The 13,030-nt window shown below is 70.1% G+C and carries 11 protein-coding genes; 6 read left to right on the top strand and 5 right to left on the bottom strand.

Translation table 11 applies throughout. The features are described from left to right. Positions 1 to 51 precede the first annotated feature (51 nt). Positions 52 to 894 (bottom strand): oxidoreductase, encoded by an 843-nt coding sequence (locus LPC04_RS07350; RefSeq protein WP_275681523.1) that lies wholly within the window; start codon positions 892 to 894, stop codon positions 52 to 54. 154 nt (positions 895 to 1,048) lie between these two features. Between LPC04_RS07350 and LPC04_RS07345 the strand changes: the two genes are divergently transcribed. Next, a complete protein-coding gene (locus tag LPC04_RS07345; RefSeq protein ID WP_275681522.1) occupies positions 1,049 to 1,951 on the top strand; it encodes an AraC family transcriptional regulator in 903 nt (300 codons plus the stop codon). Here the strand turns inward: LPC04_RS07345 and LPC04_RS07340 are convergent. The 3 genes from LPC04_RS07340 to LPC04_RS07330 all read right to left on the bottom strand — a co-directional run bounded on the left by LPC04_RS07340 (position 1,948) and on the right by LPC04_RS07330 (position 5,029). Further along, positions 1,948 to 3,204, bottom strand: a complete 1,257-nt coding sequence (locus tag LPC04_RS07340; RefSeq protein WP_275681521.1) for a cystathionine gamma-synthase family protein — start codon at positions 3,202 to 3,204, stop codon at positions 1,948 to 1,950. The two genes, LPC04_RS07345 and LPC04_RS07340, sit on opposite strands and share 4 nt — an antisense overlap. A 68-nt stretch (positions 3,205 to 3,272) precedes the next feature. Continuing rightward, complete coding sequence (locus LPC04_RS07335; RefSeq protein WP_275681520.1) at positions 3,273 to 3,995, bottom strand: pirin family protein; 723 nt, start codon at positions 3,993 to 3,995, stop codon at positions 3,273 to 3,275. A 125-nt stretch (positions 3,996 to 4,120) separates the two neighbouring features. After that, entirely contained in the window at positions 4,121 to 5,029 is a 909-nt protein-coding gene (locus tag LPC04_RS07330; RefSeq protein ID WP_275681519.1) for a M90 family metallopeptidase, read from the bottom strand. 103 nt (positions 5,030 to 5,132) lie between these two features. On the opposite strand from LPC04_RS07330, the gene LPC04_RS07325 reads away from it, so the two are divergent. The 5 genes from LPC04_RS07325 to LPC04_RS07305 all read left to right on the top strand — a co-directional run bounded on the left by LPC04_RS07325 (position 5,133) and on the right by LPC04_RS07305 (position 12,387). Beyond that, positions 5,133 to 5,822 carry a GGDEF domain-containing protein gene (locus LPC04_RS07325; RefSeq protein ID WP_275681518.1) on the top strand — a complete coding sequence of 230 codons (690 nt, stop codon included), beginning with the start codon at positions 5,133 to 5,135 and terminating at the stop codon, positions 5,820 to 5,822. Positions 5,823 to 6,022: 200 nt separating this feature from the next. Next, on the top strand, positions 6,023 to 6,346 hold the full coding sequence (gene yajC / locus LPC04_RS07320; RefSeq protein WP_275681517.1) for a preprotein translocase subunit YajC: 324 nt from the start codon (positions 6,023 to 6,025) through the stop codon (positions 6,344 to 6,346). A 94-nt stretch (positions 6,347 to 6,440) separates the two neighbouring features. Beyond that, positions 6,441 to 8,402, top strand: a complete 1,962-nt coding sequence (gene secD / locus LPC04_RS07315) for a protein translocase subunit SecD (protein WP_275681516.1) — start codon at positions 6,441 to 6,443, stop codon at positions 8,400 to 8,402. Between the two features lie 27 nt (positions 8,403 to 8,429). Next, entirely contained in the window at positions 8,430 to 9,467 is a 1,038-nt protein-coding gene (gene secF, locus LPC04_RS07310; protein WP_275681515.1) for a protein translocase subunit SecF, read from the top strand. A 40-nt stretch (positions 9,468 to 9,507) separates the two neighbouring features. Continuing rightward, the gene (locus LPC04_RS07305) at positions 9,508 to 12,387 is read left to right on the top strand and encodes a DUF1631 family protein (protein WP_275681514.1); all 2,880 of its coding nucleotides are present in this window, start codon (positions 9,508 to 9,510) and stop codon (positions 12,385 to 12,387) included. Between the two features lie 60 nt (positions 12,388 to 12,447). Here the strand turns inward: LPC04_RS07305 and LPC04_RS07300 are convergent, their stop codons facing one another. Continuing rightward, positions 12,448 to 12,900: a Smg family protein gene (locus tag LPC04_RS07300; RefSeq protein WP_275681513.1), complete on the bottom strand. Its 453-nt coding sequence runs from the start codon at positions 12,898 to 12,900 to the stop codon at positions 12,448 to 12,450. Between the last annotated feature and the right edge of the window lie 130 nt (positions 12,901 to 13,030).

Genomic DNA, 13,030 nt, shown 5'->3' with positions numbered 1-13,030 from the left:
TCGCCTCGTGCCGCAGTGAGGAAGGCCGCCCGCGGGCGGCCTTTTCGTTGCTCACTGTCCTTCGGGGAAATCCGTCGCCAGGCCCAGCTCGCGCCAGGCCTCGAGCTCGGCCTTCATTGCGGCGAGCTTGGTGTCGAGTCCGTTGACGGCCATCGCGCCGGCGGTGAAGCGCAGCGGCGGCTTGCTTGCGTTGGCGAGCGTGACCAGCGCCTGTGCGAGCAGCACCGGATCGCCCGGTTGCTTGCCGTTGCGTTGCTCGAAACTCGCACGCATGGCGTCGCGGCGATCGGCGTAGTCAGCCACTTCGTTGGCCACGAATTGCAGCGATTCGGGCGTGAGGAAGTCGGTGCGGAACGGCCCCGGCTCGACGATGGTCACGTGGATGCCGAACGGCGCCAGCTCGCCCGCGAGCGATTCCGAGAAGCCCTCGACCGCGAACTTGCTGGAGCAATAGAGCGAGCCCGTCTCGATGCCGCGGTAGCCGGCCACCGACGACAGGTTGAACACGTGTCCCTTGCGCGCCGCGCGCATCGCGGGCAGCGCCGCGCGCGTGACGTTGAACAGGCCGAACACGTTGGTGGCGTATTGCGCCTGGATGTCGGCGTCGGTGGTCTCCTCGAAGTAGCCGAGGTGGCCATAGCCCGCGTTGTTGACCAGCACGTCGATGGCGCCGAAGCGCTCGAGCGCGGCCGCGACCGCGGCGCGGGCATGCGCGGCGTCGCTCACGTCGAGCGAGAGCGACAGCAGGCGGGCGTTGTCCGGGCCCAGCCTGTCGCTGACGCCGGAACGCTGGCGTCCCGTCGCGACGACGTTGTCGCCGGCCTTCAGCGCGGCGGTGGCAATGTCGGCGCCGAGGCCCCGGCTCGCGCCGGTGATGAACCAGGTCTTGCTCATGATGGATCCTTTCGTTGACAGGCGTCCATGGTGCGCCGCAGGCATCGGAACCGGGTAGAACCAGGCTGCCGTTTGATTGCACGATCCTGCCAATCGAGCGGCTTTCGTACAGCCGGGCCTTGCGCCCGTGAAGGCGTCGCGCTTCAATGCGGGCATGGCTTTCCCCTTGTCCGAACTGCAGTCGCTGATCGCGCGTCACGCGCGGCCGGGCGCGCCCGAGACGGCGCTGGCCGGCGTGCGCGTGCTGGTCTCCGGGATGCCCACGAAGACGGCGCACGGCGTCAGCGAGCCGGGCGTCGGCATCGTCGCCCAGGGCGCCAAGCAGACCGTCGTCGGCGACCGGGTGTTCGAGTACGGCGAGGGCGACTTCGTCATCAGTTCGGTCGACCTGCCGATCTCCAGCCGCGTGACGCACGCGACCGCAGCGCTGCCCTACCTGGCCTGCCGCATGGCGCTCAATCCGGCCGCCATCGCGTCGCTGCTGCTGGAGGCGCCCGGCGTTGACGAACTCGTCTCCGTGCCCTGCGGCATGGGCGTGCACAAGGCGTCGGCCGACCTGCTGGAGGCGGCCGTGCGGCTGCTGCGGCTGCTCGACTCCCCGCGCGACGCGCCGGTGCTGCGCCCGCTGATCGAGCGCGAGATCCTCTGGCGCCTGCTCTGTGGCCCGCAGGGCGGCCGCGTGCGACAGATCGGCCTGGCCGACAGCCGCCTCGCGCAGGTCAGCCACGCGATCCGCCACATCCGCCAGCACTTCGCCGAAAGCCTGAGCGTCGACGGGCTCGCGGGCCTGGCGACGATGAGCGTGTCGTCGTTCCACCGCCATTTCCGCGCCGTGACGGCGATGACGCCGATCCAGTTCCAGAAGCAGATTCGCCTGCAGGAGGCGCGCTCGCGCCTGCTGGCTGATGCCGGCGACGTCGCCGCGGTGGGCTTCGCCGTCGGCTACGACAGCGCGTCGCAGTTCAGCCGCGAATACAGCCGCATGTTCGGCGCACCGCCGGGGCGCGACGTCGCGCGGCTGCGGCAGGTGACGCCGCTGGAGCGCGCCGCGGCCTAGGTGATGTTGGCCAGCGCCTGGCTGAAATCGTCGATCAGGTCGGCGACGTCCTCGATGCCCACCGACAGGCGGATCAGCTCGTCGGCGATGCCCATCTCGGCGCGGCGTTCCGGGCCCATCTCGTAGTAGATCGTCTGGGCGACGGGAATGGCCAGCGTGCGGTTGTCGGCCAGGTGGCTGGAGACGATGACCAGCTGCAGCGCGTCGAGGAAGGCCAGGGTGTCGATGCCCTCGCGCAGCTCGAAGCTCATGAGCAGGCCGAAGCCGCCGTCGAACAGCCGCGCCGCGCGCTCGTGCTGCGCGTGGCTCGCGAGGCCGGGGTAGTGGACGCGCGCGACCTGCGGCTGCTGTTCCAGCCACTGCGCCAGGGCCAGCGCGTTGTCGCAGACGCGGCCCAGGCGCAGCGCCAGCGTCTCGGCACCGACGGCCAAGCGATGCGCGTCCTCGGCGCGCAGCGTGCCGCCCATGTCGCGCAGGCCCTTCTTCCTGACCTGCAGCAGCCCCCACTTGTCGGCCGGGCCCTTCTTGTACGGCGGCAGGATGTTGGCGTAGGTCGTCCAGTCGAACAGCCCGGTGTCGACGACCGCCCCGCCCAGCGCGTTGCCGTGGCCGCCGATGCTCTTGCTCAGCGAGTGCACGACGAGGCCGGCACCGACGTCGCGGCCCTTGACCAGCAGCGGCGTCGTGAGCGTGCCGTCGACGACGTAGAGGAGGCCGGCGTCCTTGCAGACGCGGCCGATGCCGTCGAGGTCGGCGACCTGCGTCACCGGGTTCGCGATGGTCTCGACGAACACCATGCGCGTGGCGGGTGTGATCGCGGCGCGCACGTTGGCGGCTTCGGTCGCGTCGACGAAGGTCACGGCCACGCCCAGCGCCTGCAGCGTCTGCATCAGGCTGTTGGTGTTGCCGAAGAGGAAGCGCGTGCAGACCAGGTGGTCGCCCGCGCGCAGCAAGGCGAGGAACACCGCGGTGATCGCGGCCATGCCGGTGGCGAAGGTCGCGGTGCCCTTGGCGTCCTCCAGCAGCGTGACCTTGGCCTCGAGCGCGTTGACGGTCGGATTGCCCTGGCGCGCATAGACGTGGCCAGCCTGGTTGCCCTGGAAGACCTCGACCAGGTCGCGCGCCGTCGGATAGTTGAAGGCCGCGGACACGTGCAGCGGCTTGTGGATCGCGCCGTGCTCGACGCCGCCGAGGCGGTCGGCGTGCAGCAGGCGGGTGTTGGCGCTGTAGGCGCGCTTCGCAGGCGTGGTCATGGGAAGGGGGACTCGGTGGTTCGAGTCCCATTCTCATGCAGACGCGGCGTCCGCGTCTTCTTGTCCGATCAAGGCTTGAGGTCGAACACGAGAACCTCGGCCTTGTCGCCGCCTTCGAGGACGAGCGTCGCCTCGTCGCGGATCTTCAGCGCGTCGCCGGCGCCGAGCTGCTGGCCGTTGACGCGCAGGCTGCCGCGGGCGACGTGCACGTAGGTCAGGCGGCCCGCCGGCAGCGGCAGCTCCTGGCGCTCGGCGCCGTCGAACAGGCCCGCGAAGATGCGCGCGTCGGCGTTGAGCTTGACGGCGCCGGGCACGACGTCGGGCGAGCCGACCAGCGCCAGCCTGCCGCGCTTGCTGGCCTCGGGCACGTTGACCTGCTCGTAGCCCGGGGTGATGCCGCCGCGTTCCGGCAGGATCCAGATCTGCAGGAAGTGCGTCGCCGAGTCCTTCGAATGGTTGAACTCGCTGTGGCGAACGCCGGTGCCGGCGGTCATGCGCTGCACGTCGCCCGGCACGATCACGCCGGCGTGGGCGCCGCCGGCGGTGCCGTTGCCCATCGAGTCCTGGTGCGCGAGCGCGCCATCGAGCACGTAGCTGATGATCTCCATGTCGCGATGGCCGTGCGTGCCGAAGCCGGTGCCCGGGGCGACGGTGTCGTCGTTGAGCACGCGCAGGTTGCCGAAGCCCATGTGCGCGGGGTCGTGGTAGTCGGCGAACGAGAAGCTGTGGTGGCTGTTGAGCCAGCCGTGGTCGGCGTGGCCGCGGTCTTGAGCCTTGCGAAGCGTGAGCATGAATTTCTCTCCAGTCGTTGTGTCAGCGATGCCGCTGATGGCGTGAGAGGAAGTGTGGTCTCGCACGGGGCGTCGATGATCCAAACGATTCGAACGCAGCATCCAACGCCGCGGGGCTTGACGGCTCAATGCAGCGGCGCGTGCCACGTGCGCGGGTCGACCGCGTAGTAGTCGGCCAGCAGCGCGAACAGCGCCGGGTGGCGCAGCGCGAGCGCGCCGGCCTGCTCGAAGAAGACCTCGGTCACGACGGCGAAGAACTCCGCCTCGTTGGTGGCGCCGTAGTCGCTGATCAGGTCGACGGGCTCGGGCGGCGGCGGGGCCTCAGGCGACGGGCCGAGCCACGACCACTCGGCCTGCGCCCGCGCGCGCGCCGCGTCACGCGCGCGGATGCGCGCCTGCAGCGACGCGAATTCGCGGCTCATGACGTCGGCCCAGCGCGCGTGCGCGGCGCGCGAGGCCAGGCGCGGCGCGCCGTTGGCGGCGCCCGATTCCTGGTCGAGCTGGTGCGCGAACTCGTGCAGCACGACGTTGTGGCCGTCGTCGGGCAAGCGGGCGCCGTCCAGCACGTCCTGCCATGAAAGGATCACCTGGCCCTGCTGCCACGATTCGCCGGCCAGCGCGCGCCGCTCCTCGCGCAGCACGCCACCGGGCGATGCGTGGACGCGGTCGACGAGGAAGGCGCCCGGGTAGACGAGGATCTGCTTGAGCTCGGGAAACAACGCGCCGCCGCGGTTCAGGCGCAGCAGGCAGGCGTGGGCGGCAATCGTCACGCGCATCTCGTCGGTGACTTCCAGCCCGGCGCAGCCCAGGAAGGGCTTCTCGGCCAGGAAGACGAGGATGCGCCGGCGCAACTGCTGCTGCAGATCGGCCGGCAGCAGCCGATACAACGGGACCCGGCGCCGCAGGATGTGGCGCCAGGCCGCCGGGAACGGCCGGCTTGCCCAGGCCTGGCGGCGCCATGCGCGCCAGCGCGGCCCGCCCGCGATGGCGGCCACCAGCAGCAGGGCGGCGACGAGGACGATGGCGAGCGGCATGGCGTTGCTTTCCGGGACGCCACAGGGCGATCCACCCCATATGGCTGCTCGACCGCGCGATTCAAGCGGCCGGCCGTACGATCGGAACATCTTGGAACCACCCGTGCCCACTCCGTCCGACGACGAGGCCGACGCGCTCGACAAGGCGCTCGCCGCCGGCGCGGCGTTGTCGGCGCGGCTGGCCGCGCTGCCGTCGCTGCCGGATCGCGCCGCGCAACGCCAGGCGCTGCTGCAGCTGCCTGCCGAACTGCGGGCCATCGACCTGGCGCTGGCTCGCCTGGAGGCGGCCGGCGCCGAGGCGTCGACGTCCGACGGCGACGCGCTGACCGGCCTGGCCGACCGCGCCCGGCTGGACGCCGCCAGCACCGCGCTGGCGCTTCAGTTCCCCGACAGCCCGCTGATGGTGATCGCCGTCGACGTCGACCACCTGCACCACGTCAACGACACCTGGTCGCGCGCGACCGGCGACGCCGTGCTGCGCGCAGTCGCCGGCGTGCTGCGCGCGCAATCGCGCCCGCAGGACGTGCTCGCGCGCGCGGGCGGCGACCTGTTCGTCGTGGCGCTCGGCGGGCCCGTCTCGACGACGCGGGCGCTGCTGGTGGCCGAGCGCCTGCGCGCCGCGATCGAGGCCCACGCCTGGGCCGGCCTGGGCGACGCCCTGCGCGTGACGGCCAGCATCGGCGTGGCCGCCCGTGCGCCCGGCGAGTCGCTGGACGACGCGCTGGCCCGCGCCGGCGCCGCGCTTCAGGAGTGCAAGCGCGGCGGCCGCAACCAGGTCCGTTCGAGAGCCTAGGAACGTCTGCGGGTAAGCCAGCGCCCACCTGCCGGACTGCCGACACGCGCCGCCCGTTAAAATGATGGGTTGGTCGAACCGCGACGGGCTTGAATCGCCCGGCAGCGGCTCCACCTCGACCGCACGTTTCGCTGGGGGTGCGGCGCCTCTTAGCCGGGCGCCGACGCCCGCTCTCCACGTTTTCCCTGAGGATTTCCGCCGTGTTCCTGATCTCTTCCGCCTACGCCCAGTCCGCGGCGCCCGCTTCCGCCGACGGCGGCATCGGCCAGTTCCTCTTCTTCATCCCGATGATCGCGATCTTCTGGTTCGTGGCGATCCGCCCGCAGATGAAGCGCGCCAAGGAGCAGAAGGAGCTGATCGCCAGCATCGCCAAGGGCGACGAAGTGGTGACCACCGGCGGCGTCATCGGCCGCATCTCCAAGCTCGGCGAGTCGTACGTGCACATCGAGACCGGCGGCAACGTCGAGCTGCAGGTCCAGCGCAGCGCCATCGTCCAGATCCTGCCCAAGGGCACGATGAAGTAAGCAGCGCCGTCGGCCGAGCGCGCGCCTGGCGCAGCCGCCGACGCCGTCGCCCGCGTGCCCGCACCGGGCCGGCGACGCCTTCGAGGAATCACCCATGAATCGCTATCCTGTCTGGAAATTCGTACTGATGGTCGTCGCCGTGCTGGCGGGCCTGCTGTACACGGTGCCCAACCTGTACGGCGAGGCGCCGGCGGTGCAGATCTCCGCGGCCAAGCTGACGACGAAGATCGGTCCCGACACCGTCACGCAGGTCGAGCAGTTGCTGACCGCCGCGAAGATCAAGGCGGATTACGTGGCCTACGAAGGCACGTCGGTGCACGCGCGCTTCGCCGACACCGACACCCAGATCCACGCCCGCGACGTGCTGGCCGTCGGCCTCAACGGCGCCAACGCCGATCCCGACGCGGCGCCGTACGCGGTCTCGCTGAACCTGGTGGCGCGCGCGCCGCGCTGGCTGACGTCGCTCAACGCCAAGCCGATGTACCTGGGCCTGGACCTGCGCGGCGGCGTGCACTTCCTGCTGCAGGTCGACCTGAAGGCGGCCCTCGACAAGAAGATCGCGACGCTGTACTCCGACACGCGCACGCTGATGCGCGAGAAGTCGCTGCACCCGGCCGTCACGCGCGACGGCAACACGGTCACGGCCACGTTCCACGACCAGGCCGCGGCCGCGCAAGGCCTCAACCTGCTGACCGACACATTCCCCGACGTGCAGTGGAACTCGGTGCCCGAAGGCGAGGACGTCAAGATCACGGGCTCGCTCAAGCCCGCGGCCCTGCTGAAGGCGCAGGACGAGGCGATCCAGCAGAACATGACGACGCTGGCCAACCGCGTCGCGGGCCTCGGCACCTCCGAGCCGGTGATCCAGAAGCAGGGCGCCGACCGCATCGTCGTCGAGCTGCCCGGCATCCAGGACACCGCCAAGGCGCGCGACCTGATCGGCCGCACGGCGACGCTGGAAGTGCACATGCTCGACGAGAGCGCCGAGGCGAGCGCCGCGACGGCCGGCACCGGCCCGGTGCCGTTCGGCGACTCGAAATATCCGTACCGCGACGGCGGCGACATCATCGTCAAGAGCGACGTGGTCGTCAGCGGCGACGACCTGTCCGACGCCCAGCCCGGCCAGGACCAGAACCGCGCCGGCGCGGTCGTGACGCTGACGATGAACTCCAAGGGCGCGAGCATCATCCACACCGTCTCGGGCGACAACATCGGCAAGCGCATGGCGATCGTGCTGTTCGAGAAGGGCAAGGGCCAGGTCATCACGGCGCCGACGATCCAGAGCCAGCTCGACAAGCGCTTCGAGATCACCGGCATGCACAGCATCTCCGAGGCCAACGACCTCGCGCTGCTGCTGCGCTCGGGCGCGCTGGCCGCGCCGATGGAGTTCATCGAGGAGACGGCCATCGGCCCGAGCCTGGGCGCCGACAACATCGCCAAGGGCCTGGACAGCGTGATGTGGGGCTTCGCCGCCATCCTCGTGTTCATGTGCGCGTACTACCTGCTGTTCGGGGTGATCTCCACGCTGTCGCTGGGCGTGAACCTGCTGATGCTGGTGGCGGTGCTGTCGCTGATCCAGACCACGCTGACCCTGCCGGGCATCGCCGCCATCGCGCTGACGCTGGGCATGGCCATCGACGCCAACGTGCTGGTCAACGAGCGCATCCGCGAGGAACTGCGCGCAGGCAGCGCGCCGCAGACGGCGATCTCCGCCGGCTACGAGCGCGCGTGGGCCACCATCCTCGACTCCAACATCACGACGCTGATCGCCGGCCTGTCGCTGTTCGGCTTCGGCTCGGGCGCGGTGCGCAGCTTCGCGATCGTGCACTGCCTGGGCATCCTGACGTCGATGTTCTCGGCGGTGTTCTTCTCGCGCGGCCTGGTCAACCTCTGGTACGGCCGCCAGAAGAAGCTGAAGTCGGTGCTGATCGGCCAGGTCTGGAAGGGCGGCGCGAAGGTGCCGGGCGACCAGGTGCCGCAGCCGGACGACCTGGTCGTCGAGGACGGTGGCACGGCCCCGGCCGCCACGACGAAGCAGCGCGGCGCGGCCCGCTGATCCGCCCGGAACCTCAAGGAAACTGACATGGAATTCTTCCGTATCCGGCGCGACATCCCGTTCATGCGGCACGCGCTGGTGTTCAACATCATCTCGGCGCTGACCTTCGTGGCGGCCGTGTTCTTCCTCGTCACGCGCGGCCTGAACTTCTCGATCGAGTTCACCGGCGGCACCGCCGTCGAGGCCACCTACGTGCAGACGGCCGACCTCGAACGCCTGCGCGGTGTCGTCAGCCATCTGGGCTACGGCGACGTGCAGGTGCAGAACTACGGCACCTCGCACGACGTGATCATCCGCGTGCCGACCAAGGCCGGCATCGACCAGAAGCAGGTGCCCAGCCACGTGTTCGAGGCGCTGTGCAAGGCGGAGTCGGGCACGGTCGGCACCAAGACCGAGACCACGTCCAAGGGCGAGGTCGTGACGCGGCCGTCCTGCGTCAACGACGCCAAGGCCGAGCCGGTGCTGCTCAAGCGCAGCGAGCTGGTGGGCCCGTCGGTGGGCGACGAGCTCAAGCGCGACGGCGCCTACGCGATGATCAGCGTGGTCGTCGGCATCATGCTGTACTTGGCGTTCCGCTTCGAGTGGAAGTTCTCGATCGCGGCCATCGTCGCCAACCTGCACGACGTCGTCATCATCCTGGGCTTCTTCGCGTTCTTCCAGTGGGAGTTCGGACTGTCGGTGCTGGCCGGCGTGCTCGCGGTGCTGGGCTACTCCGTCAACGAGTCGGTCGTCATCTTCGACCGGATCCGCGAGACGTTCCGGCGCTTCCGCAAGCTGACGACGATGCAGGTGATCGACCACGCGATCACGAGCACCATCAGCCGCACGATCATCACCCACTTCTGCACGCAGATGATGGTGCTGTCGATGCTGATCTTCGGCGGCCCGACGCTGCACTATTTCGCGATGGCGCTGACCATCGGCATCTGCTTCGGCATCTACTCGTCGGTGTTCGTCGCGGCGGCGATCGCGATGTGGCTGGGCGTCAAGCGCGAGGACCTCGTGCACACGTCCGGAAAGAGCGAGATCGACCCGAACGACCCGAACGCGGGCGCCGTGGTGTAGATTGCGTCAATAGACAGCCCCAGGGAAGCGAAGCCACCGGATGGTCGAGGCCAAATCGTCGCCAGATATCGCACGCAGGGCTCGGACCATGTTCGCCGAGCAGCTCGCCGAGGCCGGCGCGCGCCTGCTGGCCGCCGTGCTGGAGGCCGCCCGCGTGGCGCTCGACAAGCCCGCCGAGCGCTCCGTGGCCCAGCAGCGTCGCGACACGCTGCAGTCGCTGATGACGCACGGCGAGGAGTGGATCGAGCGCCAGAACGAGATGCTGCGCGACGCCGCCGCGGGCGACATCCCCAACACCACGACGGGCTCGCTCGTTGCGTCGATGACGGGCCAGACGCAGAAGCTGATGCTGGTCGACGACGAGACGGTGCAGAAGGAGATCTTCATCTCCCGCCTGTCGCAGGCGATCGTCGACGTGGCCGTCTGGGAGCTGAACGACCTGAAGACGCGCGTCGCCGCGCTCGAGAGCCTGGATGAGCTCTCCGACCACGACCTGTTCCGGCCGCAGCAGCTTGCCAAGGTCATCGTGCGCTCGTTCATCGACAGCGATTTCGGGCCCGGCGCCTGGGCGGACGTCGAGAACACGATGAAGCTGGAGATCTCGGCCCTCGCGACCGAGGCGTACCACGAGGCGAACCGCTTCCTGATCGAGAAGGGCGTGCTGCCCGACGTCAACCTGCGCACGCTGATTCGCCGCAGCGTCGACCGCGCGCCGGTTGTCGCCTCGCGCCAGATGCCGATGGAGGACTTCCGCAACACCAGCAGCGGCGGCGGCATCACCACGGGCGGCGGCGGCACGCAGTTCGCCCCGACGAGCTACGGCGGCCCGGGGGCCTACGGTGGCCAGGGCGCGGGCTACGGCGGCAGTCAGGGCGGTCATGGCGGCGGACAAGGCGGCTACGGCGGTGGACAAGGCGGCGGCTACGGCGGCCAAGGTGGTCAAGGCGGCGGGCAAGGTGGCGGGCAGGCCGGCTACGGCGGGCACGGCGGCGGCGGGCAAGGCGGCTACGGCGGCCAAGGCGGCGGCCAGGGCGGCTACGGCGGCCCAGGGGGTCATGGCGGCCAGGGCAGCGGCTACGTCGGCCCCGGCGGCGGCCAGGGCGGTGGCGGTGGCGGTGGCGGTAGCGCCCCCGGCCAAGGCAACGGCGGCGGCTACGGTGCGCCCGGCCAGGCCGGCGGCAACGGTGGCGGCGCCGGCGGCGCGGTTGGGTATTCCGGTGGCAATGGCCAGGGCGGCAATGGCGGCGCCGCTGGCGGCGGCCAGGGCGCACCCGGCGGCGGCGGCACGGCCGATTTCATGCGCAACGCCACGTTGCAGCCGATGGGCGGCGCGGCGGGCGCGGCCCCGGGCGGCGCGGGCGGGCCTGGCGCGCCGAATGTGGGCGTGAGCGTCACCGGCAACGTCAAGGCGCCCGCCGGCGGCGGTGGCGGCCCGTTCGTGTCGCCGCAGCAGGTGCAGGTCGACGCGACGCTGAGGCGCTTCGGCCGGACGATGGAGCGCCACGTCCAGGGCTTCATGAACACGCAGCGCTTCTCGATGCCGTCGGCCGAGATCACGGGCGCGATCGCGCAGGCGCAGCAGGTGTTCGTCCAGCAGGTCGAGGCGCGGCGCAACGAAGGCAGCGTCCTCGCGCCCACCGAGATGATCGAGGTGCTGCGCCAGCAGAAGCAGGAAATCAAGAGCACGGCCAACACGCAGGAGGAGCGCGCCACGATCGAGGTCGTCGCGCTGCTTTTCGCGAGCATCCTGACCGAGGATCGCATCCCGAGCGCAGTGCGCGTCTGGTTCGCGCGCCTGCAGATGCCGACGCTGCGCGTGGCGATGGCCGAGCCCGACTTCTTCTCGTCGGCGCAGCATCCGGCGCGCCGCCTGATCGACCGCATGGGCGCCTCCGTGATGGGCTTCGACGCCGCGCCGCAAAGCGCCGGCCCCGAGCTCGAGGCTGAAGTGGCGCGCGTGGTGCAGGTCGTCGAGGCCTTCCCCGAGACCGGCCGCAAGGTGTTCCAGACGGTGCTGGTCGAGTTCGAGCGTTTCCTGGAGAAGTTCTTCCGCGACCAGAACGAGGTCACGAAGAAGGGCGTGTCGCTCGCCAGCCAGGTGGAGCAGCGCGAGACGCTGGCCATCCAGTACACGATCGAGCTGCGCAAGCTGCTCGACGGCGTGCCGGTGCAGGACGGCGTGCGCGAGTTCCTGTTCCAGGTCTGGGCCGACATCCTCGCCACCACCGCCATGCGCCACGGCCTGCAGAGCGACGAGACGCGCGTCGTGCGCGAGGCCGCGCTGGAACTGGTGTGGATCGCCAGCGCCAAGACCACGCGCGAGGAGCGCGCCGACGTCATCCGCCGCCTCGGCCCGCTGCTGGCGGCGCTGCGCCAGGGCATGCTCGCCGGTGGCCTGCCGCCGGAGCGCCAGGAGACCTCGCTGCGCTCGCTCAACGTCGCGCTGACCGCCGCCTTCGCGGCGCGCACGTCCACCATCGACCCCGACCAGTTCGGACGCCTCAAGCAGCGCCTCGAGGCGCTGGACGAGATCCTGCCGGACGCCGACTTCGAGATCGACGATTCGTTCGCGCTGGACCTGTCCGGCCACGAGTCGGACGAGCTCGAGATCGTCGCCGAGGGCGGGTCGACGCCTTCGGCCGGCGCGCTCGCCGCCGCCGACGAGATGATGGTCGGCGCCTGGTACATGCTGGACTACCGCGATCGCCAGGAAGCCGTCCAGCTGGCCTGGCAGGGCATGCGCAAGCAGCTGTCGCTGTTCGTCTCGTCCAGCGGCCGCTGCGTGCTGTTCCAGCGCCGCCGCCTCGCCGCGTTCTTGCAGGCGCAGTTGCTGGTCGCCGCGCAGGACGAATCGCTGACCATCGCGGCCACGCGCAGTGCGATCGAGAAGATCAACGCGGATCCGGATCGCCTGAAGTAGGCACCCCAACGAAAACGGCTCCCGCGGGAGCCGTGCTTCATGACGCGCTGCGCGCCAGGGTCAGTGGATCAGGCGCTCTTCGGGCGCGACGAACAGCTCGTCGAGGATCAGCGCGTCAGGCTCCTCGCCCAGGCTCCAGAACACCATCAGGATGATGATCTTCATGTCGTCGAGGTCGAGCGGATTGCCGCCGGCGGCCATCGCGCGGTCGATCACCATCTCGCGCATCGGCGGCGGCAGCACGCCGGCCGATTCGAGGAAGGTGACGAAGCCGACGGAGGTCTCGCCCAGCGATTCGATCTCGCGATCCGAATACAAGCGGATGGCATCGTCCGATTGCACGCCGGTGTAGCCCTGCGACGTGTCGGCCAAGCCGTCCAGCCAGTGCAGCGCTTCCTGGATTTCGTCCGTCTCGAAGCCGACGGCGGTCAGCTTGCGCGACAACTGGTCGTGATCCGGACAGGCGTCCGGTCGCCAGTAGTTCTCGTACAGGTAGACAAGGACGTCAAACATGAACTGACTATACCGCAGCGGCCCGCGGCGGCAAGCGGGAGTTGGCATGGGACAAAGGCGCTGTTGGACCTTTGTGAAATCGTCGCCGCGGGGGCCGGATTTACATCTCGAAGTCGCCTGCGGCGGCGCA

Origin of the sequence: Scleromatobacter humisilvae (assembly GCF_023231945.1) — a bacterium.
GTDB lineage: Bacteria > Pseudomonadota > Gammaproteobacteria > Burkholderiales > Burkholderiaceae_C > Scleromatobacter > Scleromatobacter humisilvae.
The sequence above is the reverse complement of the archived record's forward strand: the minus strand, read 5'-3'. Positions and strand labels throughout refer to the sequence as shown.